The following is a 25,359-nucleotide window of genomic DNA, read 5'->3' on the forward strand; positions in this document are numbered from 1 at the left end:
TTTTCTTGCAATGCAAATGATCTTTCTTCTCAATAAAATTCACAATAACAATGAAGACAGCTTATATCGTAAAAGGATACCGCACCGCAGTAGGGAAAGCCCCGAAAGGATTATTCCGATTCAAACGTCCGGATGAATTGGCCGCGGAAACAATAGAATATATGATGCAACAGCTCCCTGATTTTGACCGATCGCGCATCGATGATGTGATGGTGGGCAATGCCATGCCTGAAGCGGAACAAGGACTTAATATGGGACGTTTAATCTCATTAATGGGATTGAAAGTAACCGATGTACCTGGAGTAACCGTGAACCGCTATTGTGCTTCAGGAGTGGAAACCATCAGTATGGCGGTAGCGAAAATTCAGAGCGGCATGGCCGACTGTATCATCGCGGGTGGTGCCGAAAGCATGAGTTACATTCCGATGGGAGGCTACAAACCTACGCCTGATTATAAAGTGGCCGCCGCCGGTCATGAGGATTATTATTGGGGTATGGGACTCACGGCTGAAGCTGTAGCAAAGCAATTCAATGTATCGCGTGAAGACCAAGATGCGTTCGCCTTTGCTTCGCACCAAAAAGCCATCAAAGCGCAACAAGAGGGTCGATTTGCCAACCAAATTGTACCTATTACTGTAGAGCACACTTTCATCAATGAAGCGGGCAAAAAGGAAACAAAAAATTATACCGTAACCCAAGACGAAGGGCCACGTGCCGATACCAATTTGGAAGCCTTGGCTAAATTACGCCCTGTGTTTGCAGCCGACGGTAGTGTTACCGCAGGAAATGCCTCCCAAATGAGTGACGGTGCCGCTTTTGTGATGATTATGAGCGAGCAAATGGTGAAAGAACTCAACCTCGAACCCATTGCACGCATGGTCAGTTATGCGGCTGCGGGTGTCGAACCCCGAATCATGGGAATTGGTCCGGTGAAAGCGATTCCGAAAGCGCTTCAACAAGCCGGATTGCAATTGAAAGATATCGATTTGATTGAATTGAATGAAGCGTTTGCTTCGCAGTCTTTGGCCGTCATCCGCGAATTGGATATCAATCCAGATATCGTCAATGTCAACGGAGGCGCGATTGCTTTAGGTCACCCACTGGGTTGTACAGGCGCCAAACTTTCCGTCCAACTCTTTGATGAAATGAAACAACGCGGCAGTAAGTACGGCATCGTGTCGATGTGTGTGGGTACGGGACAAGGAGCTGCGGGAATCTATGAATTATTATAGAAAAAAGAGGAAAGAAGCAAGAAGAAAGAGTACCTAAATAGAATGAAACACAATTTCAAAAATTTGAAAATTTGGACGCTTTCTATGGAAATCACTTTAGATATTCATTCGATATGCTTAGAATTTCCACAGTTTGAAAATTATGGTCTGGCTAGTCAAATGAATCGAGCTGCGATTTCTATTCCTTCAAACATTGCCGAAGGCTCTAATCGTGGAGACCAACATTTTGTTCATTTTTTGAATATAAGTTTGGGGTCTTCATTTGAATTACAAACGCAATTACTAATAGCAAATAAAAAAAAATACATTATAGAAGAGAAAACAATTGAGATAGAAAATAAGATTATCGAATTACAAAAGATGATTAGTGGTCTTATTACTAAGTTAAGTTCTTAGTCTTTTCTCTTGCTTCTTTCTTCTTTTTTCTGAAGTTAAATTTAAAATTTATCATTTAAAATATAAAATATCAAATCATGGCAGATATCACTAGAGGTGGTCAATTCCTCGTAAAAGAAACCCCGTGTGAGAATATCTTCACTCCTGAAGATTTTTCAGAAGAACAAATCATGATGCGCGATGCTGTAAAGGAATTCGTGGACAAAGAAATTTGGGCGAATAAAGTGCGCTTCGAGCAAAAAGACTATGCCTTTACCGAAGAGGTAATGCGCAAAGCCGGAGAAATGGGCTTTTTAAGCGTAGCCGTTCCTGCCGAATACGGAGGCATGGGTATGGGATTTGTCGATACCTGTTTGGTGTGTGACTATATTTCGGGAGCTACAGGTTCGTTTTCAACTGCATTTGGCGCACATACCGGAATCGGAACGATGCCCATTACCTTGTATGGAACGGATGAGCAAAAGAAAAAATATGTCCCTAAGTTGGCTTCTGGCGAATGGTTTGGTGCGTATTGCTTAACAGAGCCTGGAGCGGGTTCGGATGCCAATTCAGGAAAAACCAAAGCGGAATTAACGGCTGACGGGAAACATTACAAAATCACTGGACAGAAAATGTGGATTTCCAATGCGGGATTCTGTTCGCTGTTCATTGTTTTTGCCCGTATTGAAGACGATAAGAACATCACTGGATTTATTGTCGAAAATGACCCCAATAACGGGATTTCATTAGGGGAAGAAGAGCATAAATTAGGAATCCGCTCCTCCTCTACCCGTCAAGTTTTCTTTAATGAAACCTTGGTGCCCGTTGAAAATATGTTGGCCGGTCGTGGTGAAGGCTTCAAAATTGCGATGAATGCCTTAAATGTGGGTCGTATCAAATTGGCCGCGGCTTGTCTAGATGCGCAACGTCGTTTGGCCAACAATGCGGTAGGCTATGCCAACGAGCGTTTCCAATTTAACGTTCCGATTGCCTCGTTTGGTGCGATTCGTCAAAAGTTAGCCAACATGGCCACTTCGGCTTTTGCTGGAGAAAGTGCAACTTACCGTGCCGCATACGATATTCAAAACCGTATTGCCATTCGTGAAAGCGAAGGCGCTTCTCATCAAGAAGCCGAATTGAAAGGGGTTGAAGAATTTGCCATTGAATGTTCGATTCTAAAAGTTGCCGTTTCTGAAGATGCTCAAAACTGTGCCGACGAAGGAATCCAGGTTTATGGCGGTATGGGATTCTCGGAAGATACGCCCATGGAAAGTGCGTGGCGTGATGCCCGTATTGCCCGTATCTATGAAGGAACCAACGAAATCAACCGCATGCTTTCGGTAGGAATGTTGATCAAAAAAGCCATGAAAGGTCATGTGGATTTGATTACGCCTGCCATGAAAGTGCAAGAAGAATTAATGGGCATTCCATCCTTTGACACGCCTGATTATTCAGAATTGTTTAGCGAAGAAAAAGAAATCATTGGCAAATTGAAAAAAGCCTTTTTGATGGTGGCGGGGGCAGCCGTTCAAAAATACGGTCCCGATTTAGAGAAACACCAGCAACTATTGATGGCCGCTTCCGATATGTTGATTGAAATCTATATGGCTGAAAGTACCGTATTGCGCGTAGAGAAAATGGCAAAGAAAAACGGAGCTGACGCGTGTAAAGAACAGATTGCAATGGCGCAATTGTATTTGTACAATGCTGTTGATACGGTATATACCAAAGGGAAAGAAGGAATCATTTCTTTTGCTGAAGGCGATGAACAACGCATGATGTTAATGGGCTTACGTCGTTTCACCAAATACACCAACATGCCCAATGTAGTGGCGTTACGCGAAACCATTGCCGAAAAATTAATTGCCGCCAACGGCTATTGTTTTTAATATAATTAGTTACGTTTAATTGTTTGAAAACCGTCTTTCTTTGGAGAGGCGGTTTTTTTTTTGAAATAAGACACCGAAGCGCATGCAGGGAATTAATATCTTTGAAATAAAAAAAGATGAAAATCACGATACTTCGCTCGTTGGTATTAATAAGCTTACTATTTTCATGTAAGTCATCAACCGAACCCGACAAAACCGTAACAATAACTTTGCAACCCAAAAGTAAAAGTACAGTTGCGGGATCAGCTCTTTTTACCGAAAAAAAAGGAACCGTTCAAATGAAAGTGACCCTCAGCGGACTCCAACCGGGGGTGCATGCCATTCATATTCATGAAAAAGCCGATTGTTCGTCGGCAGATGCGACTTCGGCGGGAGGCCATTGGAATCCCACATTTTCCAAACACGGGAAATGGGGCGAAGGCGACTATCATAAAGGAGATATTGGCAATTTTACCGCGGATCCTAATGGGAATGCTACGGTTGAATTTTCCACCGATCAATGGTGCATTGGCTGTGGAGACCCGAATAAAGACATCCTCAACAAAGGATTGATCGTCCATGAAAAAGCCGACGACTTTGTGTCGCAACCTACCGGAAATGCGGGTGGTCGCGTGGCTTGTGCAGGAATCATAAAATAAGCCTTGGAAATCGACTGTTAACTATTTCGCCCATTTCAATATTCCCAAACGCTACGGCTCCATGATTAACCCTTCAGTACACGGTTGGATTGAAAAGTATTTCGCTGAAGTGCCTTTTGCACACTTAAGGGATAACCTTTCCGCGGAAAAATGGTACGAGCAACTGAGAGAAACAGGTTTCATTTACGGGCATACATTACAATTACCCGGTACTCCTAATGAGACCAATGCCCTTTGGTCGGCAGAAGAACGTTCCAAAATTGCCTTATTATACGCTTTGTTTTCCGTGTATCAATTGACCACAAAACAACAAGAGCGACTTGATTTTACCCAACGCGCCAGTGCATTTTACCAAGAAATGTCGCCTGTTGGAATTGGACAATTATGGAAAAATCTACTCCCCACTTCACCTTCACAAAAGCTCGAAAGTTTTATCGATGGCCGAGTTCAAACGAACAAAGACATTTTTCGTAAAAACTTTTCCCATATTGTAACCAATGCGTTACTTTTTGTCGATGTCCTTGCGTTTCGGCATTTCCTCCTCAAAGGAAGTATCCCCGATAAGTATTTGAAGCGCATCGAGGAAACTTTAATGGGACTTGTATCATTAGCGTTACGCGTTAAGGGGGAAAAAACAGTGCATGATGATTTGTTGATCAAACTATTTGATGCCTCGGTGCGGTATACCAAATTTTCAAAAATAAACATCACAGCAATTCAACAATTACCGTTTGAAGCGTTTAAAGATCCGCTTGAATCCTATTATTTTGTAGATATGGCCGCTTTAGCCTTATGGAATGATGGAAAGATTGAAAATGAAGAAAAGTATTTTGTCTATGCGTTGGGGCAATATTTACAAGTAGAGGATTCCTTTACCGAAACGGCCTTGGCTTTTACCCATCATTTTATCAGTACACATCGTTCGGAAATGCATTATTTTAACTATTCGCATCCGGTGAAGCACTTTTATGATCAAACGGCACAAAGCGTCATTTTTTTGATTAAACGGAATAAGAAACGACTGACGAAAGAAATTCGGGAAAGCAAGGAACTTATGCAATTGTTGGCCCAATCAACGCAACGCGATTTGGATGCCGAAGAAAAAAAGAAAATCAAAAAACAACTCTTGGATGTGTGTAAAACTATCCCTTCGTTAACAATTTTTTTGTTGCCCGGCGGTAGTTTGCTGCTTCCGTTGTTGATAAAATTTATTCCGCAGCTCCTTCCCTCGGCTTTTAATGAAAACTTGGAGGATTAAAACTTCAAACGGTAGACTTCATCCAAATCGACGTTGGATGTCAAATTAACATCCAAATCGGTTACATATCCCGAATTAAGTCCATAGACCCAACCATGAAGGGTCAAATCCTGACCGTTTCGCCAAGCGGCTTGCACAATGGACGTTTTGGCCAAATCAAATACTTGTTCTTGCACATTGATTTCCACAAAACGATTAAATCGCTCTTCCTCATCGACAATGGCATTGAGATAGTCCTCATGCATGCGATAAACATCTTTGATATGGCGAATCCAATTGTCTATTATTCCAATGGATTGGTTGCCCATAGAGGCTTTTATTCCTCCACAACCGTAATGACCACAGACCAAGATGTGTTTCACTTTCAACACATTGACCGCATAGTCCAAAACACTCAACATATTCATATCGGTATGCACCACCATATTGGCGATGTTACGATGCACAAATACTTCACCCGGTTTTGCCCCGATGATTTCATTGGCTGGTACGCGACTATCAGAACAACCAATCCAAAGTAAGGGCGGCTGTTGCCCTTTGGATAAATCCTTAAAATAATCGGGATTTAAGGCTAACTGGGTTTCTACCCATTTTTTGTTGTTATCTAAAATCTTTTTATAAAAATCTTGACTCATAAGAAAGGTTGGTTAGGTCGGTGGGGGGTTACGATTCTTTTTTCTTGATGACGGGTTCCATACGACGCCGCAATACATTGTAGCGTTGTTCGATAGTTACAAAATTCTGATCCTCAAAATTTTCAATATCGTAATGTTCTTTAAATCCGATTAATTTTAATTTAATGGCGCGACTGGGTGCAATCACATCCCGAAATTCTTTTATCAAATCCTGCACATCGTGCGCAATATAGACCGTTTGCGACGCATCAATCACCACATGAGCGCCCTCGGGAAGTTGGCGCAACGTCGTTTTGATTGATGTTTTGTTGAGAAAAGAAACTTCCTGTGCCAAATCAATATGAATAATATCGCCCGGTTGGTAGTCGGCGGCGCGAAAAACATAGGCGCGTTTCATATTGCCCCAAATGATAAAAAGTACATTGATGAGCAATCCTAGCGCAACTCCTTTTAACAAATCGGTAAAAACCACTCCAATAAATGTAGCTACAAAAGGAATGTATTGAAATTTTCCACGGTGGTAAAAATGCAAAAACATCTTAGGATTGGCCAATTTGTAACCGACCAACAACAATACCGCCGCCAGCGTGGCTTTGGGAATCCAATTCAACAGATGTGGAATCGTCACTGCGCAGAGTAACAACAACAACCCATGAATGATGGCAGCCATTTTGGTTTTGGCACCAGCTGCTTGATTGGCCGAAGTTCGCACCACTACCGATGTCATAGGTAAACCACCCAGTAAACCACTTACGATATTTCCAACACCTTGCGCTTTTAATTCCAAATTGGTATTCGTAAATCGTTTTTCGGTATCCATTCGGTCGGCTGCTTCAATACACAACAAGGTTTCGATTGAAGCGACAACGGTTATTGTAACTGCAATCATCCATAATTTGGGGTGACTCAACTGGGTAAAATCAGGAAAAATAAATGTCTTTTTCCATGCGTCAAAAGAATCGGGAACAGGAAGTTGTACCAAATGATCCATTTGTAAGGCCCAAGGATGGTGGATGTTATTCCAGTAGCTGTTAAGAAGTATTCCCATCAATACGGCAATCAGAGCGGGAGGTACGAAGGGTATTTTTTGTACAGCCTTAATTTTAGGCCAAGCGAGTAAAATCACTAGGGATAACAATGTAATCCATAGCGCTCCGGGTTCAATATGTTGATGCAATGCCCAAAGTTCGCTCAACGTATTTTGACCGTCGTTTTGTAAAAAAGCCTCATCCCCCTCAAAATCAGGATCGTAACCAAAAGCGTGTGGTAATTGTTTGAGAAAAATAATAACACCGATACCTGCCAACATCCCTTCAATAACATTGTTAGGGAAATAGTTGGAAAGGGTTCCCGCTTTTAGATATCCTAAAATAACTTGTAAAATACCGGCTATAACGACCGCTGCAAAAAATAAGGGCAAAGAACCCAAATCGTGAATCGCAGCAAAAACGATGGCGGTGAGCCCTGCCGCAGGCCCCGAAACGCTTAGAGGGGAATTGCTAATGGCTGCCACCACAATGCCGCCTACTACGCCTGAAATTATACCTGAAAATAAGGGTGCTCCACTAGCTAAAGCAATGCCTAAACACAACGGTAAAGCAACCAAGAACACCACCAAACCTGCGGCAAAATCGGACTTTAAATGGGCGAATAGTGAAGTGGTTTTAGACATGTGCACGATTAACAAGTGAAAAGGTTGAGGAATGTAGAATCGTTGTTAACCGTTTCATGAAAAACGAAAGGGCTTGACTGCACCGGTCTATTTTCATACGCATATTGTGCATGCAACGCACTAGGGCTATGGGAAATCCCAATAGCACTACCTGAAAAAATCTAAAAGTAAAATCAAAGCGAATCACTAAACAAAAATAGCCATTCCAAGAGAATACGAAAGACTATTTTGAAAAATTAAACACTTCTTAAATTTCACGTTCCAACCAAGCACTCAACATCCAAATGGTTTTTTCCTGTTCAACGATAAAATCACTCATCATACTGCTCGTACCCTCGTCACTGATGGCATCGGCCAATTGTAAAATCTTCCGTTCCATCACCAATAATTGAGGTAAACATTCCAAAAGTAGCGCAATGGCCGCTTCATCACTCGAAATATTACGCCCCACAGGCAATTGATTATGTAACGTATAGTCCTCAAAGGTATGCAAAGGCGTACTTCCTAAAGTGAGTACACGCTCGGCAATTAAATCAATTTTCAACTGGCTATCATTGTAGAGCTCTTCAAACTTTAGATGCAAATCAAAAAAACGTTTTCCACGGATGTTCCAATGCAGCCCCCGTAAATTTTGATAATACATTTGAAAATTGGCAAGTAAGCGATTCAATTCAGAAGCAATGACTTCGGTTTCTTTTTGGGGTAATCCCAAGCTATTGTGTTTCATAGAAGGTTGTTTTATAAATTGGTAAGCATTCCTAAAAAAAATGGCTGCTTTATTTGTCAAAAGTATCCCAATTTCTAGGTAAATTAGTATAAGTTAAATTGATAGTTTTTATATTTGCATCAAATTTCATTATAAATGACCATTACACAACTACACTATGTTTTGGCAGTAGCTGAACATCGAAACTTTACTTTGGCAGCAGAAAAATGCTTTGTGACCCAGCCCACGTTGAGTATGCAGATTCAAAAGATAGAAGAAGAATTGGGCGTATTGATTTTTGACCGCAGTAAAAAACCAATTCAACTCACCGATATTGGGCAAAAAATTGTGCATCAAGCCAAAAATATTGTGAATGAAGCCGAACGAATTCAAGATATTGTAGACCAGCAAAAGGGCTTTGTAGGCGGTGAATTTCGTTTGGGAATCATTCCAACGATTATGCCCACGCTTTTGCCAATGTTTTTAACCAATTTCATCAAAAAATATCCCAAAGTGCAACTGATTATTGAGGAGTTGAATACGGAGGACATTATTTTCAAACTCAATAATGGTCACTTGGATGCGGCCATTGCAGCCACTCCATTACACGAGGAAAAGATCAAAGAAATCGTTTTGTATTTTGAACCCTTTGTAGCGTATATTCCGGAGCACCATAACCATTTTGCCAAAAAAGAGATTCAAATTGAGGACTTGGATGTGGATGAGTTGCTTTTGTTACAGGATGGGCATTGTTTTCGGGATAGCGTGTTGAATTTGTGCAAACGAAATGCCGACGATAAACGAACGCATTTTCAGTTGGAGAGCGGCAGCTTTGAAACATTGATCAAACTGGCAGACGAAGGATTGGGTACAACGTTACTTCCCTATTTGCACACTTTGGACCTGAAGGAAAGTGATCAAGCTAAATTAAGGCACTTCGTCGAACCCAAACCGGCACGTGAGGTGAGTCTCATTTACCCCAAAAATGAGTTAAAAATTCATCTTATCGATGCCCTTCGAACCACAATTTCGGGGGTAGTGCGTGGTGCGATTGCCTTTCAAAACGTTCAAATTGTTAGTCCGAAGCCTACAAAATAAAAAAGGCGTCTCAACAGACACCTTTTTGTTCTAAGGGAACCTCGGTCAGACATTGCCTGAGTTCCGGTCGGTTATCGGTATAGAATTGTAGCCACTTGTGCAACAATTCAATTTCGTAAGGCAACAAATTACTTGCGGCCTTTTTCAACTTTCTTTTGAAACGTTCGGGGCTGAGGCTTACACGCTCCAATTCTGATTTCGTGTAATCGTAAATCAATCTGGGCATAGCATTTAGGGTTTAAAAGGTTAAGTTATTAATAGATTGGGATAGTAAAAGTAACTTGTTCTTTTGAATTGACCAAACATTTTTCCAAAAAAATATCGTTGAAATGCTTTTTTTATCGCTTAAATGCTATTTTTTAATTTTATTGTATATTTTTCTTACAAAAATAAATCGCGTCACAAAAAAAGGGAGCCGTTTAAACTCCCTTTAGTTTTATCCGTTAATACTCCGTATACATTGGCGTAATTCCGGTTTTCCTTCCGTAAATCGAAGGACCCATTCGGTGAGTTCTTCGAGTTCGTAAGGTAATAAAACCCGAACCGCTTTTTCTAATTCTTTACAAAAAAGGGTCGCATCAAAGCTGACTCGCTCGAGCACCGATTTTGTAAATTCATAAATAGCTCTTGGCATAGTCTGACAATTTATGGGTTAGACTTCAGATAGCGTTGGGGTAAGAACGTATACAAATCTAGGATTCGTATATCAAATTTATTAATTTTTTGTTAGGATTACCAATTTTAACTTAGTTTTTAAAAGCCCTTAACATTTCCCGTTTTCCGGGGGCGCCTGGAAGTTTTTCCACAGTAAATCCCGCTTCCAACATGGCTTTTTTGATACTGGTTCGGCAGGCGTAGGTTACGAGAACGCCTCCCTTTCGCATGGCGGTGTATACTTTTTGAAACATTGCAGGATTCCATAACTCGGGCTGTACACGAAATCCAAACGCATCAAAATAGACCAAATCGTAGCGCTCGAATTCGTTTAGGTCTTGAAAAAATTGTTGCCGTTTGGTGAGTGTAAAATGAGCGCTGATTGCCGTGGGTTGGTTCCATGGAAGTTCATGCATCGTATTGAAAATACCTTGATGGTCTGCTACATCTAATGCTGAAGGATAATTCATTTGCGCCGCTTCCTCTTGTGCTATAGGATACGCCTCGAGTCCCACATAATCAATCGACTGCCCGCGCTTTTCATGTTCAAGCCACGTAATAAATGCATTGAGACCCGTACCAAAACCCATTTCTAAAACAGCAACGGACTTCCCCTCAAATAGAGAAAGTCCGCTGTGTATAAATACGTGATACGCTTCTTGTATTGCACCGTGTTTCGAATGGTAGCTCTCCTCCCACTCGGGAATATGGAGAGTGGTCGAACCGTCGGCGGTATGGATAATTTGACGTTTCACTAGGGAATGTACAACTTTTTGATACGCACCAAAGGACCACCGCATTTTTGTTCATGGCATTGCACACAGGCATCGATTCCTGCATTAAAATGCGTTTTCGCGTTTTTGGGATCGGCATACAATTGCTTTTGTGCTTCGATATAGGCTTTGGCACGTGCTTTAAAAAAGGCATCGTTTTCGGAGGGATCAGTCATTTCAGCCGTATGGATTTTCAGGTAATGATCAGGAAAACTCCCTACCGCTTCACCCTTGATAATTCGTTCGCGCAATCGTTTGTTATCCACATACATTTGCTCCATCAAAGCGGCCATTTCGGTCATCTGATACATTTCAAAGCCATCCTCATCCGTAACGGTTTTGGGTTTATCACAAGCTTCTTTGGGAGTTGTTTGCTTTTTTTCAACTTTGGATGTTTCTTTTTGCTGACAGGATAGTAGGGCAATACCAACTAACACGCTGAGTACAATTCGTTTCATACTATTTTTTCAAATAAACGCCCGTAGCCGTAAACGCATAAGTAATCTCAGGCTTGGTAATTTTTGCGATTTCTTCTTTCGATTTACCACCGTCTTTAGCGTAATGCTTCAATTCATCGACAGAAACCACATCGACAAAGGCTTTTCCTCGAACAATTGCTTCGGCATTATCGGCATTCAGCGGAACGAAAAAACCATAATCTTGAAAACGCACAAAGGATTCTTCCGAACCGCCAAGATCCAAACGCATCCAACACCCTTTCTTTTTACAAACAGAATTGATTTTGGACTTAAAAACGACTGTTAACGTATCGCCTTTTTTCAAGCCTTTGTATTTTTTCAACATTTGCTTTTCGGTTAACACCTTTTTGATTTCAAATTTTTCACCAAACAATTTGTAATCATTAGCATTGTATGCCGCAGTAGCTTTTTTGGCTTGCTTTTTTTGCTCTTGGGCTTCAATAGATACGCCTACGATAAGTAAGGCTACGACGAATAAAAATCCTATTTTTTTCATTTTTGAGTATTTAATGGACTACAAAGTTATAATCTTCTCAGTAATGGGCGGTATTTCAACACTTTTTTTTCATCAAATACACTAAAATCAAACGGTGAATGAAAATGCTTGATGTTTTCATGCAAAAGCCGTCCAACCTACATTTTTTTTTAGTAGTTTAGCCAAAAACCAAAACAACACACCAACTTCTTTTATCCCAGCATTGATGCGGGCTTTATGATTATAATGGATGCAGCAAACACCCCTGAAATTACCCTTTTGAAGGCGTCAACTTCCAAAATTGATACCATAGATTTTGAAAATCTTACCTTTGGCAATGTTTTTACCGACCACATGTTGGTTTGTGACTTTAAAGACGGACAATGGCAGACCCCGGTAATCAAACCCTATGCGCCTTTTCTAATTGATCCTTCGGCCAAAGTTTTTCACTACGGACAAGCGATTTTTGAGGGGATGAAAGCCTATCGCGATACCGACGATCAGGTTTGGTTATTCCGACCCGATCAAAACATGGACCGCTTTAATAAATCGGCTACACGCTTGGCCATGCCTGAAGTTCCTGAATCCCTTTTTATTGGGGGACTCAAACAACTGGTTGCCTTAGAAAAAGCATGGGTAAAAGGGGGGAAAGGTAATTCACTTTACATTCGTCCGTTTATGATTGCAATCGGTTCGGGCGTCATTGCACAACCTTCCACACAATACCGATTCATGATTATTCTCTCACCCGCAAAATCGTATTATTCGGGCGAAGTGAAAGTGATTATTGCCGAACATTACAGCCGTGCCGCCAATGGTGGAATCGGTGCTGCTAAAGCCGCAGGAAACTATTCAGCGCAGTTTTACCCCACAAAATTAGCCAATGAACTAGGGTTCCAACAGATTATTTGGACCGATGATGCAACCCATACCAAATTGGAAGAAGCCGGCACCATGAATGTGTTTTTCCGCATCAATGATACGTTAATCACGGCTCCCACAAGCGAACGAATTTTAGACGGTGTTACCCGTAAATCCCTAATTGATATAGCACAAAAGGAGGGAATTGCTGTAGAAGTACGTTCGTTAACAGTAGCCGAACTTGTTCAAGCCGCGCAAGAGGGCCATTTAAAAGAAATGTTTGGCGCGGGTACGGCCGCAGTGGTGAGTCCGATTAAAGGCTTTCAATACCAAGAGCACTACTACGAACTCCCTCCGCAAGAGCACCCCATAGCTTTATTCCTTAAAGAAAAACTCACCAACATACAATACAAATTGGAAGACGATCCGTTTGGATGGACGGTTAAAGTATAAAATAGGCAGCTTCGGCTGCTTTTTTTTATGGACGGTTATGTGTCTCCTAATCATTTGGAAACTTACAATGGTGAAACTTAGAATGGTAAGTTTCTACAAGGGTGATTTTACATTTTTCCCTAATTACTATAATGAAAATTACCATGGTATGTTTCTACATTTCAAATACTTTTCGTACAAAAACTGCGTTATACCCAAAATCCAAGGGTTATGCGCACATTTGTATTTATCTTTTCTTTTTTGATTACCCAAGTCGTATTCAGTCAGGCCGATATCCGCGAACCCGGTGACCGAATTGATATGGTTATGGAATTACTGCATCCGAATACACAACTTGAACTACGATTTGAAATGAATGAAGCTAAAGTCATTGAAAAGAAAATGGTTTTAGTTACACAACTGCCTTCAATGAAAATTGATCAAATTGCACTTTCATTTAAAGACAACACTAATATTTTTATAAAATCATTTCTATTTATAAATTCTGCCAAAATCTCACATAATTTATTCAAATATGAACTCATAATACCTATTACTTCAGAAATTAAGACTGCCCTATTAAGTAAAGATTTAAATTCAATTTCTTTTGGATTATATAGCATCCCCATCACTTACAACACCAAAGAAGACAATTTAAGAGCCTTTATGAATGAATTGAATACCTATTGAAAAGGGAATTGTTATTTTTACAGCCCACTAAATGAATACGCTGTTGAAAAAAATACTTTTACTTGCTACAATCGGTTTGTTGTACAGTTGCCAATCCAAAACTCAGGAGGCCACTTCAACCGCTACCCATTCGGTTACAGCTACCGAAACCACTTCAACCCCATTGGCTCCTGAAACATTCAACAAACAGTTGATTGAAGGCGGCTTTTTGAAGTATGCCGAAACTCAAAAAATAGTCCCCAATAGTGAACTCAATGTGTATGATGAGAATACTAATAAATATGCCTTTGTGGATGCTGAAGCGTTGATCGAATTTGACTTTTCTTTTTTTAATACACAAATCAAACGCATGTTGGCCAAACGAGATATCCAAATTTCGGTTGCACCAGCTCCCGATGCTGAAAAAAGTCTCGCAGCGCTTATACAAGGAGAAAAAGTGCCTTTATATACGCCTGCCGAATTGAAAAACGGCACCTATTGGACGACCGGACCCAAAGCATTTTTTAAAAAAATCAATGCCCTTTTACAAGCAAAAAATTGTCTCGAACAGTTTTATTTACTGTATGAAGGAACTAATGATTTGTCGGTTTTCTTATTAACTCCTTCAGAACAGAAGAGTTTCCAGCAGATTTACATAAATGATCCCCGCGAAATTCCACAACTACCTTAATCCTTGCACATGGAAAATACCACAACACCTCATCCCCTAGCCGATCAATTATGGAAAGGGGCAGCCGCTTTTTTGAAGCATGAACAAACGCATGACGGAAGTATCGTCGACGGGTTGGATATTTACGGAAAAATATCGGAAGACGAAGATCAATTCAATGCCGTTAGTTTGGTATTTATACAAGCAAACGCCGATGAAAACCCAAACAACAAAGGGTTAAAAGATACCTTATTGCATGCGATTACCTCTATAATTGGTTCTAATTACAAAAAAGAACATCTTCATTTTTTAGAAGAAAAAGCACAAACCGAAAAAACAGATCAAGGCATCCACGCCTTAGATTTTTACCTTCGCTTGGGGAGTTATCACGAATCGCTTCGACCACAAGTTATTGATTTTGTGGTAAATTATTACACTACTTTTTCTAGTGAACAACTCAATCTAACAGGGTTTTACCTATATAATGTTTACCCCAAAACACAAGAGTATTTTTCGCTTTTTCAAACCATTGTCAACTTCCATAAAGGGATTACTCCTGAAAAAAACGAGAATCCGATGGGCTACCTCGAACCCGAAACTAAACCTTGGTGGAAGTTTTGGTAGATTATTGTAAATTTAGCATTTGAAAATTAATGCAACGCTTATGAAACGTATCCTTTTAGTAGTCTCCCTTATCAGTTTTGCCATAGCTTGCCAGCAAAACCAAAAATCGGAAGCCACCGGCAATTTGCCTTTTTTTACTTTCGATCAAGTCATTCATTATACGGTGCCCGTTTCTAAAAGCGAACTCGATAGCATTATTGGAAAATCTGAAAAATCCAGAAAAGAATTGGGCTTGTTGCAAATTGTAACGGGGAACATTCCGGTTTCTACACAAGATTCATTATTCATTAGCAATATGGATATTCTTGGCTTTGAAAAAGAAATTATCGATCCCAAAAAATATGAGGCGTTAGCGAATCTATTTTCAAAACGCCAACCTACTCAACCAATACAACCCTCCTGTAAAACGGGTTACACCGACATTTTAGTTTTTCGAAACAAAGGAAAATTCATGGGATCAGTCAAACTGAATTTTGAATGCCAACGTCATCAAATGGTGGGACAACGCTACAACGATGCCGATTTTGGACACTCGGGGGAATATGAGGCGTTGAAGAAGTTGTTGGAATAGCTATTTAGCCGCTGAGAATCTGAGTAGCTGAGTCACTGAGTTTTCCCATTTATAATTTAAAATTCTTCATTTCAAATAAACCACTCCTTTACCATTGCCTTCTCTACCGCAACTGCATTTTTGTGTGTAAAGTCGTTTTTCTTGGGATTGTACACATAATCTGAAGCCCATTCCTGATGATTTGCCGCCAACTCGATGATGCTTTGGCATACATATTCAATCTCTGCTGAAGTGGTGGTGGGGTGAATCGACATGCGAATCCATCCTGGTTTTTGGGTTAAATCACCTTCGTCAATCGAGCAGGTCAAATGATGTGAGGTTTCTTGGTCCACATGCAACAAATAGTGTCCATAAGTACCGGCACAACTACAGCCACCACGGGTTTGAATTCCGAAACGGTCGTTCAAAATTTTTACACCAAGATTGTAATGTAAATCGTGAATGTAGAACGAAATTACGCCCAAACGATCGCGATGCTGTCCCGCCAAGAGGGTAAGATTTTCAACAGGCGCTAAATGTTCAAAAATATAATCCACCAATTCATGTTCCCGCTTTAAGATCTTCTCCACGCCCATCGTTTCTTTTAACTGTATGGCTAAAGCAGTCTTAATGACCTGTAAAAAACCGGGCGTTCCTCCATCTTCACGGTCTTCAATATCATCGATGTATTTGTGTTCCCCCCACGGATTGGTCCAACTCACGGTTCCACCTCCCGGGCAATCAGGAACATTATTTTTGTATAAATTTTTATTAAAAATCAACACGCCAGAAGTCCCAGGTCCCCCTAAAAACTTATGCGGTGAGAAGAAAATCGCATCCAAATACGCTTCGGGATCGGCAGGATGCATATCGATATGAACATACGGCCCCGAACAAGCAAAATCGACAAAACAAACCCCGTTATTTTGGTGCATGATTTTTGCCACTTCGTGATACGGTGTTCGAATTCCTGTTACATTAGAACACGAGGTGATCGAAGCGATTTTAAAACTTCGGTCAGCATACTTGGCCACCATTTGTTTGAATTGCTCCAAACAAAACAAACCTTCTTCATTCGCGGGAATAATCACCACATCCGCAATGGTTTCAATCCATGAGGTTTGGTTGGAATGATGCTCCATGTGCGATACAAAGACTACGGGCTTAACTTCGGTAGGCAAATTGAGATAGTCCTTCAAATTTTCGGGGACTTTCAATCCTAAAATGCGTTGAAACTTATTGACCACCCCAGTCATTCCCGTACCCGTGTTGATCAACACATCGTTGGGACTCGCATTGACATGGCGCTTGATGATTTGTTTGGCTTCATGATAAGCCAACGTCATCGCTGTACCCGAAACTGTAGTTTCTGTATGGGTATTGGCTACAAAGGGTCCGAAGGTATCCATTAACTTTTCTTCAATCGGACGATACAAACGACCGCTCGCTGTCCAATCGGTATAAATCAATGGTTTTGTTCCATAGGGCGTTTCAAATTCCTGGTCAATGCCAATAATTCCGTTGCGAAAAGACGCAAAATACGCTTCTAATTCGGTTTTTACAGCCGTGCTAATCATGAGTTTGTTGGTTTGTGGCACAAAGATAATTAAAATTAATGTCTGAATTATTCAAAGAAGTTTTGACTATCATTTAATTTTTACACACTCCCAAACGCTCAGCAGCTCAGCAGTTCAGCTTCTCAGAAGCTCAAAAAAACCTATCTTTGCCCCATGAAAAAGCTCCATTTCATCCCTCGTTTTCAAAAAGCACTTACTCCCGATGCAGAAACCGCAAATTTTGTACGGCAGGTTCCCTTGGCCGATTATTCCTTTGTAACCCCACGCGTTCCTAGCAAACCGTACTTGATACATGCAGTAACTGAAGTAGCAGAAAGTATAGGTTTGGAAGCCGCCGACACAAAAAGTGCCGACTTTTTACACTATTTTTCAGGAAAGGAAGTGTATCCCAACACCCAACCTTTTGCCATGAACTATGCGGGACACCAGTTTGGGAATTGGGCCGGACAGTTGGGCGATGGACGCGCGATTGTGTTGGGCGAAGTGGAATACCGTAATCAAGTTTGGACCCTCCAACTCAAAGGCGCTGGAAAAACGCCATATTCGCGACGCGGGGATGGTTTAGCGGTATTGCGTTCGTCCCTACGGGAATACCTTTGTGCCGAAGCGATGCATCATTTGGGTGTCCCTACTTCGCGTTCGTTGTCCTTGATAGGTACCGGTGATGAAGTCCTCCGCGATATGTTGTATGATGGCCATGCCGACTATGAAAAAGGGGCTGTGGTGTGTCGGGTAGCGCCCACTTTTATCCGATTTGGTAGCTTTGAAGTCCACGCCGCTCGGCAGGAACAGGAGCAATTACAACAATTAGCCGACTTTGTAATCGGGGACTATTTTCCCTCGATTGCATGCGAAGGTCCTGAAAAATATACAGCCTTTTTCAAAATTGTCTGTGAGCAAACCTTGCAGTTGATGATTGAATGGCAACGTGTCGGATTTGTACACGGGGTGATGAATACCGACAACATGTCGATTCACGGGATTACTATCGATTACGGACCCTACGGTTGGTTGGAAGATTTTAATTTGAATTGGACCCCCAACACCACCGACAGTCAGCACCACCGTTATGCGTATGGGAACCAACCCGATGTAGCGCTGTGGAATTTGATTCAGTTAGCAAATGCTTTGTACCCCTTGATTGGTGCGGCCGAACCATTGGAAGCGGTGTTGAATGCTTACGGACGTCAATTTGATGACGCTTTTTTGCAAATGAACCGTAACAAGCTTGGACTAGAACACAAACTGGATGCTGATGAAGGACTTGTTCGTGAGGTATTGACGCTTTTGGAACGCATTGAAACCGACTACACGATATTCTTTCGATTGTTGGCTAACCTCAAGAAAAACGATAGCCCAGAAGCGGCTTTGGCGAAACTTCAAGAGGCTTTTTATACCCCTAGTCAATGTTCGGGTGCAGTAAAAACGGCTTGGTTAAATGGGCTGCAAAATTACCTACATCGATTGGCACAAGAAACCCGCACCGATGCGGAGCGCGCTGTTGCGATGCATCGGGTGAATCCCAAATATGTGCTCCGTAATTATATGGCGCAATTGGCCATTGACGCTGCCAATCAAGATGATTTTAGTTTGGTACACGAATTATATGAACTCCTAAAACACCCCTACGACGAACAACCCGAACACGAGAAATGGTTTGCCAAACGTCCGGATTGGGCCCGCACTAAAGTGGGATGCTCCATGTTGTCGTGTAGTTCGTAAGTCGTTAATCTTTTTCTATTTTATTCTAAAAAAGTTACCGGTTGATAACCGATTGCACGGCCCATTGAAGCAATCGATCGGCGAGGCAGGGCAAAAACACGTCGCGTCCTGAAATACTAAAAGCTGCGCCTTGTGTTGGAAGACTGCAAAAAGGGACGGGAACATCTTGCATGGAAAATCGCGAGCGGAATCCAACGGTAGAATTGACGTTCCAAGTTCGAGTATCCATAGGTAGTACTTCCGTCGCAAAAGAGGGGCGTATCGTAGTGGAGGCATTTATTGGATGCAAAACGGGGGGAGTTGAAGGTGCTGATGTTGGCGTTCCCAACGGAAAGCGAAACGTATATTTTGTTGGCGTATGTTCAATAGTAGGCGACAATGCAGTAGCGGATTGCGCCCAAGATGTTATACCGAAAGCGCAACAAACGAATACGTTAAACAAAAACAAACGCGACTTCGCCATGTTAGTTTATTTAGGTAAAAATAATGGAAAATCAGAGGCAATTGTTGAAAAAAAACGAGATTAGTATTAATTTAATAGTTGTGGAAGAAACCAAAGGTAAGGTCAAAAAGGAAAGGTCACTTATTGATTTGAAGTGTTTTTCCAAAGGTAGTTACTTATTTTTTGTGCATTAGTCATCACCCAAAAACCTATCCCCGACGCGCAAAACAAATAAATCATCCAACCCGAATCCCTATAATCCTTGAATAAGATTTTTTGCTTTAAAAATTCATAAACCGTATTGAAAAATTGAGGGAAGGATTGCATAAAATACAATCCACCCATGAGTGTAATGATGATAGTTAATATGGTTTTTGGAGGGGTTTGAATGTCGATACGATCTTCTTTAAAACTTTGATCTAATTTCAATCGTCGCACCAAGCCATCCGTTTGAAACAAGAAAACCCAGGTAATCAACAGAAAAATCATTAGTGTAACAAAACTGATTCCCCAAACCCAACATAAAACATCCCAATCGAGATTACCATTGTCAAAATGAAAAACAGCCGTTAATTGTGGAATAATCCAAATACAATGCATTAATAACCAAAGTCCGATGGCTTTCAATATTATTTTCCAAAAGGTATTGATGTACAAAGTAGTGTAATTTTTATATTTAAAATAAATTGATTTTTGACTGTAATTTCGATTGTATTGAATTAGGATTTAGGATTAATTTTTGTCATCATGGCAAACCGTCAACAGGAGTAATATTTAGTTTTTTGATGTTTTACCTATTGAACCAATTACCGTTGGAAAATTATTATCCGCCACGTAATCATACGCTTTAACTCGGGCAACTTTGCTAATTTTTTTCAATTTTATCTGTTCCGTTTCACGTATATTTTTACCATCTAATTGATTGATATCTAATTTATTATGAGATATTATGGTAATAATATTTTTTTCATTGTAAAAATTAAAAACCTCATTCTCAGAACTTTCATTGAACCCATTTTGTGAGGCAGTTAATACATTGACCGTATCGCCAGTGACTTGCGAAACGACAATCAAATGATAATAATAATCGCGATTGGTATTCTCATCAGGACCATTTGAAGTATATAATAGCTTTACTTTTTCATCGTCATTTAGCGCATCTTTCTTGAATTCAAATTTATCGATACTCCAAAAATAATAATCTGTTTCACAACTTATTAGCATCAAAAAGAGGGGTAAAACATACAACTTTTTCATGATTTTTTATTTAAGAATGTCGAGAATTTTACAAATAAACTTACCCCAATATTTTTTTACTTAATTTCAAATTGCTTTACCATCCAATGATTCGAATGATTGTTAAGCAAATCCGTTTTTAATGCCGGTTCTTTTGATAGTAAGTACTGGTATACTTTAAGCGGAATAGCATCGGGATAAATATTCAAAGCTTCTTGCAATAAGGTGGCAGCCGCTGTAGAGCGTCCATTAGAAACAAGGGCTTCGTAATGGTACACATAGACAATTGCTGGTATTTTGTTATAGATCATTTTACACTCATGAGCTAAATCTACCATAAGTTCGAGTTGAAACTTCGAATTGGGTGCTTTACCCACCGCAGCTGTTTGTGAAATGTGATCTTGATAGGCCATAAACAGGAGAAAAAGATGCTTATTTTTAGTTTTCTTATTTCGTGCAATTTTTTCGATCCGTTGCGCGAGATCGGGACTAAGTTCCCCTGCATCCGATTGCAATCCTTGCTCATAAAAATCATCCAATAAATCAATAACTGAAGTATCAGTAGCATCAATTGTTACATTCGTTCTAAGTTGTTGGAGTCGTGCCTCGTTGGGTTGAGTATACACGGTGTACGTAAAACAAACAAAAACAATTGACCAGATTTTTTTCATTACCTAAAATTTATAAATCCATTATTTTGATTTTTAATGGGAACGTCTAAAATAGTGTAAGCACCATTTCAACAATTTGAACAAAAAATAAAGAATCAAAACGATAAGAATGACATTCAAAACCTGCCATAAAAATAGCCCAATACTAAAATCATTACCTTCTCTTTCCATCCTAAATTGTACTTTTTTATGGCTCAATAATAAAGAATTGTAGCTGTAAACGGATTACTTTCGCTAAAATAATCTTTATTTCATAAACAAAATACTTACTTTGTAACCTATTTTGAACAAAAAGAGCTATTACTTGCTTTTTTATCCCATTCGAATGTCCCTATTTCCCAAAGAAATCATTTCTCTTACTTCCGTGCTGCATCGTTCACCACCCACTCCATCTCAACATCACGGGCTTTGACCCGATCTTCACGCGAAGGTACAATTGGTGTATCAGGGAAAACGCCGCGCCCCATCGCTTCCGATTGCGCTACAGGTTGGATATGCATCAATCCCAAGCGCACTGAAATTTTGGAATGAGGCAAACGAACCACCGGCATGATTCCGGCTACAGTTCCGTTGAAGGCTCCGCCCGTTTCCTCCCCTACAAAATGCGTGTTTGGACGTTGTTTCAAGGCCGCCGATTCAATACAAGCCGCCGAAAAACTACCGCCGTTAATCAACACATATAATTTACCCCTATAGGCTTGAGATGCGGGTACTACCGATCGACTTCCTGTGAGTTTGTACTGATAGACGCCCTTCGAACTTTGGGTGGTACGGAGATAGGTAAACGCCATGTAAAACGGATAACCAACAAAGAAAAATGGATAGGCTACGGGGGACATATTGGGCAACGCGCCCAACTTCCATAAACTCGTTTTGGAGGTAACTTCGGCAGGTTGCAAAAGCGTAAACGGTTGATCGGTAAAATAACGGTATAAATTCACCGCATCCGCTACCCGACCCCCTGGATTGTCACGCAAATCTAACACCAGTGTAGTAAGTCCCATTTTGCGAATAGAGTCAAAAAGGATAGGATACGCTTTGCGGTGGCTGCTCGCCGAAAAATTTTTAATTCGTAACACATACAGCGATGAATCCAACTCCGAACGTTTCAAACTCACCGCACACTCTTTCGTTGTTGGGTCGTACCCAAAAATGCGACGTTCTTTACGTGTAAGAACCCGCCCTTTGGGTGTTGGTTTTTCAACCTTCTTGGCGGCCACTGCGGTATCTTTGGGCGCTTCTTTGATTGTTTTTTGAACGTTTTTTTTCGTCGGCTTAGGTTTGGGTTTGCGTTTCACCCACAAATGATAAAGCGAATCATTTTGCTTAAATACATACTGTAAACTGTCACGAACCCCAAATGCAGCAGTAAAATAGGTTGGCAATCGGCGGCCAAAACCCTTGCGAATATACGTTTCATTGAATCCATCCGAAGTGAGTGTCGGGCGGTATTGCGCATACAACGTTTGTGGTGTAATGCCATTAATGGATACGATGGAAGCGCCAGGACGGATATGTTTATGCGCGGACTTATTTTTGAGCACCACCATTTCACCCCCAATCCACTCCGAAGTAAACTGAGACAAGGGTCCCTCACCAAAACCTTTGAGGTGTTTTCGTTGTGCCCGGGTCAGTGTCGGTTGTGGAAAACTGGTACTCATATGCCCTTGCCGAACTGATGCAATAACGGGAGCGATCACAAAATAAAAATCCTTAGGTGTCATTGGCTGTTGGACCACACGACGAATGCTGTCAAATTTATGATTGAGCGTTGCTTCAGTGATATAGCCATGCAATTGCGGATACAAGCGCTTTAGCTTTTTTTGGATAAAATCAATATCTTCTTGCAATTGCACCACAGGAATGGGTTGGGCAATTCGCTGGTTGTAACGTTCCACCGAGGTACAGGAAAAACACATGCCAAGAATACCGATGAAAACAAGCCACAATCTGAACGTTGGGATCATACCTGAATTTTTGGCAATGATACATAATTCGCATCAAGTCGTCAAAATTCTTAACAATCTCTTGCCAAAAAACGAAAAACGGATACCTTTACCTCATGTATTTTAACCGTTCTGCATTTCGCCTTTTTATACTTCTTTTGGCCGTTGAAATCGCCATTGCTTTGTGGGTACGTGATCGTTTTGTACGACCCTATCTTGGCGATGTACTGGTCATTTTTTTGCTTTTCTATGCTTTACAAAGTGTGTTGCAACAATCCACTGGAGTCCTTGCTACAGCGGTACTGCTTTTTGCGTTCCTGATTGAATATTTACAATACGTAAAAGCTATTGAATGGTTACAATTATCCCACAACCGCATCGCTCAAACGGTACTAGGCACTTCCTTTTCGGCCCATGATTTGCTTTGTTATAGCTTCGGATTTTTGGCCCTTTTTCCCATAGAATATGTACGTAATAAAAAAAGCCACTCCAAATGAAGTGGCCTAATTATTAGAATGTTTGCCGATTATATCCCAGCAATACTTTTTAATTCATTCACAAAACGACTGGCCAAGGCATCGGCTGCTGCTTGCGATGGCGCTTCGGTATAAATGCGTATTATGGGCTCGGTATTCGATTTACGCAAATGCACCCATTCTGTCGGGAAATCAATTTTTACCCCATCAATAGTTGCTATAGGTTCATGAGCATAGCGCTTAGCAATTTCGGCCATAACCCCATCCACATCAATTTGTGGGGTGAGTTCGATTTTATTCTTACTCATAAAATATTCAGGTAAACCCGCCCGAAGTTCGGCCACTGTTTGCTCTAAGCCCGCCAAATGGGTTAGAAACAATGCCACGCCCACCAAGGCATCGCGTCCGTAATGCAATTCTGGGTAAATGATGCCACCATTCCCTTCACCTCCTATTATCGCTTGCGTGGCCTTCATCAACTCGACGACATTAACCTCCCCAACGGCGCTGGCTTGATACGATCCGTTATGAAACTCGGTCACATCGCGCAGGGCGCGTGAGGAACTCATATTAGACACCGTATTACCTGGGGTTTTACTCAATACATAATCGGCTACAGCAACCAAGGTATACTCTTCGCCAAACATCTCTCCTTCATTGGTGATGAACGCCAAACGATCAACATCGGGATCAACCACGATTCCAAAATCGGCCTGTTCTTCGATTACTTTTTGACAGATATCACCCAAATGTTCCTTCAATGGTTCAGGGTTGTGCGGAAAATGACCGTTGGGGGTGCAATACAACTTGACAACTTCAACGCCCATCTGTTCGAGTAATTTCGGAATAATGATACCCCCCGAAGAATTTACCCCGTCGACCACGACTTTAAATTGGCGTTTTGCTACGGCTTCAACATCGACCAATGGTAAATTGAGTACCTCATCAATGTGAATATCCATGTAGGCATCGTTCTCCGTTACTGTGCCAAGCGCATCTACATCGGCAAAATCAAAAGCCGCAGTTTCGGCAATTTCTAAAATCGCAGCCCCGTCGGCACCACTTAAAAACTCGCCTTTTGCATTCAAGAGTTTCAAGGCATTCCATTGTTTTGGATTGTGAGAAGCGGTGAGAATGATTCCACCGTCGGCTTGTTCCAAAGGGACGGCTATTTCAACGGTTGGTGTGGTTGAAAGTCCGAGATCAATAACATCAATCCCCAAACCAACCAGTGTGTTGACGACCAATTGATGAATCATCGGTCCCGAAATTCGGGCATCACGACCAATTACGACTTTCAACGTGGACTTTGGCGTGTGTTGTTTTAAAAAAGTTCCATAGGCAGCGGCAAATTTCACAGCATCTATTGGCGTCAAATTTTCACCCACAGCTCCTCCTATAGTGCCGCGAATACCTGAAATGGATTTAATAAGTGTCATGCTTTTTCATTTTTTTAGAGTTGAACAAAAATACAGTTTAAGGCTTATAAGTGGCACGAAGGTAAAAAAAGTAATGATTTTTTCATAGAACCCTTGGTTAAACAACCGAATAAATCGCTGATTTACATTAGATTTATTAAAAAGGCTAATTAATCGAGTT

At 41.0% G+C, this 25,359-nt stretch carries 27 protein-coding genes; 13 read left to right on the plus strand and 14 right to left on the minus strand.

All coding sequences use genetic code 11. The features are described from left to right. Positions 1-50: 50 nt before the first annotated feature. From O9316_RS07010 to O9316_RS07030, 5 genes are all read left to right on the plus strand, one after another. Positions 51-1,232 (plus strand): acetyl-CoA C-acyltransferase, encoded by a 1,182-nt coding sequence (locus O9316_RS07010; protein WP_298204728.1) that lies wholly within the window; start codon positions 51-53, stop codon positions 1,230-1,232. Between the two features lie 42 nt (positions 1,233-1,274). Beyond that, positions 1,275-1,628: a four helix bundle protein gene (locus O9316_RS07015; protein WP_298204727.1), complete on the plus strand. Its 354-nt coding sequence runs from the start codon at positions 1,275-1,277 to the stop codon at positions 1,626-1,628. 77 nt (positions 1,629-1,705) lie between these two features. Next, a complete protein-coding gene (locus O9316_RS07020) occupies positions 1,706-3,496 on the plus strand; it encodes an acyl-CoA dehydrogenase family protein (RefSeq protein ID WP_298204726.1) in 1,791 nt (596 codons plus the stop codon). Between the two features lie 116 nt (positions 3,497-3,612). Further along, the gene (locus O9316_RS07025) at positions 3,613-4,134 is read left to right on the plus strand and encodes a superoxide dismutase family protein (RefSeq protein WP_298204725.1); all 522 of its coding nucleotides are present in this window, start codon (positions 3,613-3,615) and stop codon (positions 4,132-4,134) included. A gap of 61 nt (positions 4,135-4,195) precedes the next feature. Further along, entirely contained in the window at positions 4,196-5,392 is a 1,197-nt protein-coding gene (locus O9316_RS07030; protein WP_298204724.1) for an LETM1-related biofilm-associated protein, read from the plus strand. On the opposite strand, the gene can is transcribed toward O9316_RS07030, so the two are convergent. The 3 genes from can to O9316_RS07045 form a co-directional block, all read right to left on the minus strand. Continuing rightward, positions 5,389-6,027 (minus strand): carbonate dehydratase, encoded by a 639-nt coding sequence (gene can / locus O9316_RS07035; protein WP_298204723.1) that lies wholly within the window; start codon positions 6,025-6,027, stop codon positions 5,389-5,391. The genes O9316_RS07030 and can overlap by 4 nt on opposite strands. A 28-nt stretch (positions 6,028-6,055) precedes the next feature. After that, a complete protein-coding gene (locus tag O9316_RS07040) occupies positions 6,056-7,699 on the minus strand; it encodes a SulP family inorganic anion transporter (RefSeq protein WP_298204722.1) in 1,644 nt (547 codons plus the stop codon). A gap of 247 nt (positions 7,700-7,946) precedes the next feature. Next, positions 7,947-8,426 carry a ferritin-like domain-containing protein gene (locus O9316_RS07045; protein ID WP_298204721.1) on the minus strand — a complete coding sequence of 160 codons (480 nt, stop codon included), beginning with the start codon at positions 8,424-8,426 and terminating at the stop codon, positions 7,947-7,949. A gap of 135 nt (positions 8,427-8,561) precedes the next feature. On the opposite strand from O9316_RS07045, the gene O9316_RS07050 reads away from it, so the two are divergent. After that, positions 8,562-9,503, plus strand: a complete 942-nt coding sequence (locus O9316_RS07050; RefSeq protein ID WP_298204720.1) for a LysR substrate-binding domain-containing protein — start codon at positions 8,562-8,564, stop codon at positions 9,501-9,503. Between the two features lie 436 nt (positions 9,504-9,939). Here O9316_RS07050 and O9316_RS07060 read toward each other — a convergent pair whose 3' ends face one another. From O9316_RS07060 to O9316_RS07075, 4 genes are all read right to left on the minus strand, one after another. Then, positions 9,940-10,137: a hypothetical protein gene (locus tag O9316_RS07060; protein WP_073362501.1), complete on the minus strand. Its 198-nt coding sequence runs from the start codon at positions 10,135-10,137 to the stop codon at positions 9,940-9,942. A 112-nt stretch (positions 10,138-10,249) separates the two neighbouring features. Further along, entirely contained in the window at positions 10,250-10,912 is a 663-nt protein-coding gene (mnmD, locus tag O9316_RS07065) for a tRNA (5-methylaminomethyl-2-thiouridine)(34)-methyltransferase MnmD (protein ID WP_298204719.1), read from the minus strand. Beyond that, positions 10,912-11,388 carry a hypothetical protein gene (locus O9316_RS07070; RefSeq protein WP_298204718.1) on the minus strand — a complete coding sequence of 159 codons (477 nt, stop codon included), beginning with the start codon at positions 11,386-11,388 and terminating at the stop codon, positions 10,912-10,914. The genes mnmD and O9316_RS07070 overlap by 1 nt, the downstream gene beginning before the upstream one ends. 1 nt (position 11,389) lies before the next feature. Next, positions 11,390-11,905, minus strand: coding sequence for a DUF4920 domain-containing protein (locus O9316_RS07075; protein WP_073362504.1), 516 nt, complete (start codon positions 11,903-11,905; stop codon positions 11,390-11,392). A gap of 225 nt (positions 11,906-12,130) precedes the next feature. On the opposite strand from O9316_RS07075, the gene O9316_RS07080 reads away from it, so the two are divergent. The 5 genes from O9316_RS07080 to O9316_RS07100 all read left to right on the plus strand — a co-directional run bounded on the left by O9316_RS07080 (position 12,131) and on the right by O9316_RS07100 (position 15,711). Continuing rightward, the gene (locus tag O9316_RS07080) at positions 12,131-13,198 is read left to right on the plus strand and encodes a branched-chain amino acid aminotransferase (protein ID WP_298204744.1); all 1,068 of its coding nucleotides are present in this window, start codon (positions 12,131-12,133) and stop codon (positions 13,196-13,198) included. A gap of 210 nt (positions 13,199-13,408) precedes the next feature. Then, positions 13,409-13,867, plus strand: coding sequence for a hypothetical protein (locus tag O9316_RS07085; protein ID WP_298204717.1), 459 nt, complete (start codon positions 13,409-13,411; stop codon positions 13,865-13,867). A 43-nt stretch (positions 13,868-13,910) separates the two neighbouring features. Continuing rightward, the gene (locus tag O9316_RS07090) at positions 13,911-14,537 is read left to right on the plus strand and encodes a hypothetical protein (RefSeq protein ID WP_298204716.1); all 627 of its coding nucleotides are present in this window, start codon (positions 13,911-13,913) and stop codon (positions 14,535-14,537) included. A gap of 9 nt (positions 14,538-14,546) precedes the next feature. After that, on the plus strand, positions 14,547-15,140 hold the full coding sequence (locus O9316_RS07095; protein ID WP_298204715.1) for a hypothetical protein: 594 nt from the start codon (positions 14,547-14,549) through the stop codon (positions 15,138-15,140). Between the two features lie 40 nt (positions 15,141-15,180). Beyond that, positions 15,181-15,711, plus strand: coding sequence for a hypothetical protein (locus O9316_RS07100; protein ID WP_298204714.1), 531 nt, complete (start codon positions 15,181-15,183; stop codon positions 15,709-15,711). 71 nt (positions 15,712-15,782) lie between these two features. Here the strand turns inward: O9316_RS07100 and O9316_RS07105 are convergent, their stop codons facing one another. Further along, complete coding sequence (locus tag O9316_RS07105; RefSeq protein WP_298204713.1) at positions 15,783-17,267, minus strand: aminotransferase class V-fold PLP-dependent enzyme; 1,485 nt, start codon at positions 17,265-17,267, stop codon at positions 15,783-15,785. 153 nt (positions 17,268-17,420) lie between these two features. On the opposite strand from O9316_RS07105, the gene O9316_RS07110 reads away from it, so the two are divergent. Then, on the plus strand, positions 17,421-18,989 hold the full coding sequence (locus O9316_RS07110; protein ID WP_298204712.1) for a YdiU family protein: 1,569 nt from the start codon (positions 17,421-17,423) through the stop codon (positions 18,987-18,989). Between the two features lie 34 nt (positions 18,990-19,023). Here O9316_RS07110 and O9316_RS07115 read toward each other — a convergent pair whose 3' ends face one another. From O9316_RS07115 to O9316_RS07135, 5 genes are all read right to left on the minus strand, one after another. Next, positions 19,024-19,452 (minus strand): hypothetical protein, encoded by a 429-nt coding sequence (locus O9316_RS07115; RefSeq protein WP_298204710.1) that lies wholly within the window; start codon positions 19,450-19,452, stop codon positions 19,024-19,026. 120 nt (positions 19,453-19,572) lie between these two features. Beyond that, positions 19,573-20,088 carry a hypothetical protein gene (locus tag O9316_RS07120; RefSeq protein WP_298204709.1) on the minus strand — a complete coding sequence of 172 codons (516 nt, stop codon included), beginning with the start codon at positions 20,086-20,088 and terminating at the stop codon, positions 19,573-19,575. Between the two features lie 117 nt (positions 20,089-20,205). Further along, positions 20,206-20,688 carry a hypothetical protein gene (locus O9316_RS07125; RefSeq protein ID WP_298204708.1) on the minus strand — a complete coding sequence of 161 codons (483 nt, stop codon included), beginning with the start codon at positions 20,686-20,688 and terminating at the stop codon, positions 20,206-20,208. Positions 20,689-20,744: 56 nt separating this feature from the next. After that, positions 20,745-21,338: a hypothetical protein gene (locus O9316_RS07130; RefSeq protein ID WP_298204707.1), complete on the minus strand. Its 594-nt coding sequence runs from the start codon at positions 21,336-21,338 to the stop codon at positions 20,745-20,747. Between the two features lie 356 nt (positions 21,339-21,694). After that, on the minus strand, positions 21,695-23,305 hold the full coding sequence (locus O9316_RS07135) for a S41 family peptidase (protein ID WP_298204706.1): 1,611 nt from the start codon (positions 23,303-23,305) through the stop codon (positions 21,695-21,697). Between the two features lie 95 nt (positions 23,306-23,400). On the opposite strand from O9316_RS07135, the gene O9316_RS07140 reads away from it, so the two are divergent. Beyond that, a complete protein-coding gene (locus O9316_RS07140; protein ID WP_298204705.1) occupies positions 23,401-23,781 on the plus strand; it encodes a DUF2809 domain-containing protein in 381 nt (126 codons plus the stop codon). A 29-nt stretch (positions 23,782-23,810) separates the two neighbouring features. Here the strand turns inward: O9316_RS07140 and glmM are convergent, their stop codons facing one another. Further along, a complete protein-coding gene (glmM, locus tag O9316_RS07145; RefSeq protein ID WP_298204704.1) occupies positions 23,811-25,199 on the minus strand; it encodes a phosphoglucosamine mutase in 1,389 nt (462 codons plus the stop codon). Positions 25,200-25,359 lie beyond the last annotated feature (160 nt).

Source organism: Flavobacterium sp., from assembly GCF_027533505.1.
Classification (GTDB): Bacteria; Bacteroidota; Bacteroidia; order Flavobacteriales; family Flavobacteriaceae; genus Flavobacterium.

What these genes read in the sequence shown, in the direction of transcription:
- O9316_RS07110 (WP_298204712.1), top strand. Translation starts at nt 17,421, where the DNA reads ATGAAAAAGCTCCATTTCATCCCTCGTTTTCAAAAAGCACTTACTCCC.
- O9316_RS07040 (WP_298204722.1), bottom strand. Translation starts at nt 7,699, where the DNA reads ATGTCTAAAACCACTTCACTATTCGCCCATTTAAAGTCCGATTTTGCC.
- O9316_RS07135 (WP_298204706.1), bottom strand. Translation starts at nt 23,305, where the DNA reads ATGATCCCAACGTTCAGATTGTGGCTTGTTTTCATCGGTATTCTTGGC.
- O9316_RS07080 (WP_298204744.1), top strand. Translation starts at nt 12,131, where the DNA reads ATGGATGCAGCAAACACCCCTGAAATTACCCTTTTGAAGGCGTCAACT.
- O9316_RS07085 (WP_298204717.1), top strand. Translation starts at nt 13,409, where the DNA reads ATGCGCACATTTGTATTTATCTTTTCTTTTTTGATTACCCAAGTCGTA.
- O9316_RS07075 (WP_073362504.1), bottom strand. Translation starts at nt 11,905, where the DNA reads ATGAAAAAAATAGGATTTTTATTCGTCGTAGCCTTACTTATCGTAGGC.
- O9316_RS07020 (WP_298204726.1), top strand. Translation starts at nt 1,706, where the DNA reads ATGGCAGATATCACTAGAGGTGGTCAATTCCTCGTAAAAGAAACCCCG.
- O9316_RS07015 (WP_298204727.1), top strand. Translation starts at nt 1,275, where the DNA reads ATGAAACACAATTTCAAAAATTTGAAAATTTGGACGCTTTCTATGGAA.
- can (WP_298204723.1), bottom strand. Translation starts at nt 6,027, where the DNA reads ATGAGTCAAGATTTTTATAAAAAGATTTTAGATAACAACAAAAAATGG.
- O9316_RS07025 (WP_298204725.1), top strand. Translation starts at nt 3,613, where the DNA reads ATGAAAATCACGATACTTCGCTCGTTGGTATTAATAAGCTTACTATTT.
- O9316_RS07100 (WP_298204714.1), top strand. Translation starts at nt 15,181, where the DNA reads ATGAAACGTATCCTTTTAGTAGTCTCCCTTATCAGTTTTGCCATAGCT.
- O9316_RS07060 (WP_073362501.1), bottom strand. Translation starts at nt 10,137, where the DNA reads ATGCCAAGAGCTATTTATGAATTTACAAAATCGGTGCTCGAGCGAGTC.
- glmM (WP_298204704.1), bottom strand. Translation starts at nt 25,199, where the DNA reads ATGACACTTATTAAATCCATTTCAGGTATTCGCGGCACTATAGGAGGA.
- O9316_RS07115 (WP_298204710.1), bottom strand. Translation starts at nt 19,452, where the DNA reads ATGGCGAAGTCGCGTTTGTTTTTGTTTAACGTATTCGTTTGTTGCGCT.
- O9316_RS07105 (WP_298204713.1), bottom strand. Translation starts at nt 17,267, where the DNA reads ATGATTAGCACGGCTGTAAAAACCGAATTAGAAGCGTATTTTGCGTCT.
- O9316_RS07050 (WP_298204720.1), top strand. Translation starts at nt 8,562, where the DNA reads ATGACCATTACACAACTACACTATGTTTTGGCAGTAGCTGAACATCGA.
- O9316_RS07030 (WP_298204724.1), top strand. Translation starts at nt 4,196, where the DNA reads ATGATTAACCCTTCAGTACACGGTTGGATTGAAAAGTATTTCGCTGAA.
- O9316_RS07130 (WP_298204707.1), bottom strand. Translation starts at nt 21,338, where the DNA reads ATGAAAAAAATCTGGTCAATTGTTTTTGTTTGTTTTACGTACACCGTG.
- O9316_RS07095 (WP_298204715.1), top strand. Translation starts at nt 14,547, where the DNA reads ATGGAAAATACCACAACACCTCATCCCCTAGCCGATCAATTATGGAAA.
- O9316_RS07140 (WP_298204705.1), top strand. Translation starts at nt 23,401, where the DNA reads ATGTATTTTAACCGTTCTGCATTTCGCCTTTTTATACTTCTTTTGGCC.
- O9316_RS07010 (WP_298204728.1), top strand. Translation starts at nt 51, where the DNA reads ATGAAGACAGCTTATATCGTAAAAGGATACCGCACCGCAGTAGGGAAA.
- O9316_RS07070 (WP_298204718.1), bottom strand. Translation starts at nt 11,388, where the DNA reads ATGAAACGAATTGTACTCAGCGTGTTAGTTGGTATTGCCCTACTATCC.
- O9316_RS07125 (WP_298204708.1), bottom strand. Translation starts at nt 20,688, where the DNA reads ATGAAAAAGTTGTATGTTTTACCCCTCTTTTTGATGCTAATAAGTTGT.
- O9316_RS07045 (WP_298204721.1), bottom strand. Translation starts at nt 8,426, where the DNA reads ATGAAACACAATAGCTTGGGATTACCCCAAAAAGAAACCGAAGTCATT.